This is a genomic window from Stenotrophomonas sp. 05L44_2, assembly GCF_056665995.1.
In genome coordinates, this window is sequence record NZ_JBFTNR010000734.1 from 1 (window position 1) to 2,061 (window position 2,061).

General features: G+C 65.3%; 2 protein-coding genes. One reads left to right on the forward strand and one right to left on the reverse strand.

Going from position 1 to position 2,061, the window contains the following annotated elements:
• Positions 1-1,198 (forward strand): glutamate--cysteine ligase (locus AC1VAN_RS19960; RefSeq protein WP_480986549.1); only part of this gene is annotated, 1,198 nt, incomplete at its 5' end.
• A gap of 117 nt (positions 1,199-1,315) precedes the next feature.
• Here AC1VAN_RS19960 and AC1VAN_RS19965 read toward each other — a convergent pair.
• The coding region (locus AC1VAN_RS19965) for an NAD(P)-dependent alcohol dehydrogenase (RefSeq protein WP_480986550.1) at positions 1,316-2,061 on the reverse strand (746 nt) is incomplete at its 5' end.

Here is a 2,061-nt window from a genome sequence, read left to right on the forward strand (position 1 = left end):
GCGCGGCATCGAGGCCCTGCTCAACGGCCTGGTCCGCTTCGGCTGGACGCCGGTGCAGGAGAACGGCAACACCATCGCCCTGCTGCGTGATGGCGCCTCGGTGACCCTGGAGCCGGCGGGCCAGCTGGAGCTGTCCGGTGCGGCGCTGGAAACCATTCACCAGACCTGCGTGGAAACCGGCACCCACCTCAATGAAGTGGCGCAGGTGGCCGGCGAACTGCAGCTGGGTTTCCTCGGCATGGGCTTCCAGCCGAAGTGGACGCGCGATGAAATGCCGTGGATGCCCAAGGGCCGCTACAAGATCATGCGCTCGTACATGCCCAAGGTCGGTTCGCTCGGCCTGGACATGATGACCCGCACCTGCACCGTGCAGGTGAACCTGGATTACGCCAGCGAAGCGGACATGGTGAAGAAGTTCCGTGTGTCGTTGGCGCTGCAGCCGATCGCCACCGCACTGTTCGCCGACTCGCCGTTCACCGAAGGCAAGCCGAACGGCTACCTCAGCTACCGCTCGCACATCTGGACCGATACCGATGCCGACCGTACCGGCATGCTCGACTTCGTGTTCGAGGATGGCTTCGGTTACGAGCGCTATGTCGACTACCTGCTCGATGTGCCGATGTATTTCTCCTACCGCGATGGCATCTACCACGATGCAAGCGGGCAGAGCTTCCGCGACTTCATGCAGGGCAAGCTGCCCGTGCTGCCGGGTCAGCTGCCGACCCTGCGCGACTGGTCGGACCACACCACGACCGCGTTCCCGGAAGTGCGGTTGAAGAAGTACCTGGAAATGCGCGGTGCCGATGGTGGCCCGTGGAGCCGCCTGTGTGCGCTGCCGGCCTTCTGGGTGGGCCTGCTGTACGACGACACGGCGCTGGATGCGGCGTGGGATCTGGTGCGTGACTTCAGCCTGGCCGAGCGCCATGCGCTGCGTGATGGCGTGCCCAAGCACGCGATGGGCCTGCCGTTCCGCGGTGGCACCGTGCGCGACCTCGCCCGCGAGGCGGTGAAGATTTCGGTGGACGGGCTCAAGCGCCGTGCGGCGCGCAATGCCGATGGCCAGGATGAAAGCAAGTTCCTGGACGTGCTGCAGGAAATCGTCGAGTCCGGCCTGACCCCCGCCGAGCGCAAGCTGGCGCTGTTCCATGGCCGCTGGCACGGCGACGTCGACCCGGTGTTCCGCGAGTTCGCGTACTGAAAATGCGCCCGGCGCTACCCGCCACGAATCCGGTAGCGCCGGGCCATGCCCGGCGGGTGGCGTACGCAAAAAAAACCCCGGCAATGCCGGGGTTTCTTCATTCCATCAGCGCAGCGATCAGGCCTTGATGGTGGCCATGTCGATCACGAAGCGGTAGCGCACATCGTTCTTGGCCATGCGCTCCCAGGCTTCGTTGACGTTCTTGATGTCGATCATCTCCACGTCGCTGACGATGCCGTGCTCGGCGCAGAAGTCCATCATCTCCTGGGTTTCGGCCATGCCGCCGATCGCCGAGCCGGTCAGGTTCCTGCGACCGAAGATCACGCTGCCACCGGTCAACGGCGGGTCCAGTTCGGTCAGCACACCGACCAGGCACATGGTCGCTTCGCGCTTGAGCAGGCCCATGTACGGGTTGGTGTCATGGCTGACCGGGATGGTGTTGAGCAGGAAGTCGAAGCTGCCGGCATGCGCCTTCATCTGGTCGGCATCGCGCGAAACCAGCACTTCGTCAGCGCCCAGGCGCTTGGCRTCGGCRCCCTTTTCSGGGGTGGTGGTGATCATCACCRCGTGTGCGCCGAGCGCCTTGGCGAACTTCACGCCCATGTGGCCGAGGCCACCCAGACCGATCACGCCGACCTTCTGSCCCGGGCCGACCTTCCAGTGGCGCAGCGGCGAMYAGGTSGTGATGCCSGCGCACAGCAGCGGCGCGGCTGCCTTCAGGTCCAGCGTTTCGGAGACCTTGACCACGAAGCGCTGCTCGACCACCACGTGGTCGGAATAGCCGCCGTAGGTCGGTGCGCCGCTTTCACGCTCGCGGCCGTTGTAGGTCCAGGTCGCACCTTCGGCGCAGTACTGCTCCAGGT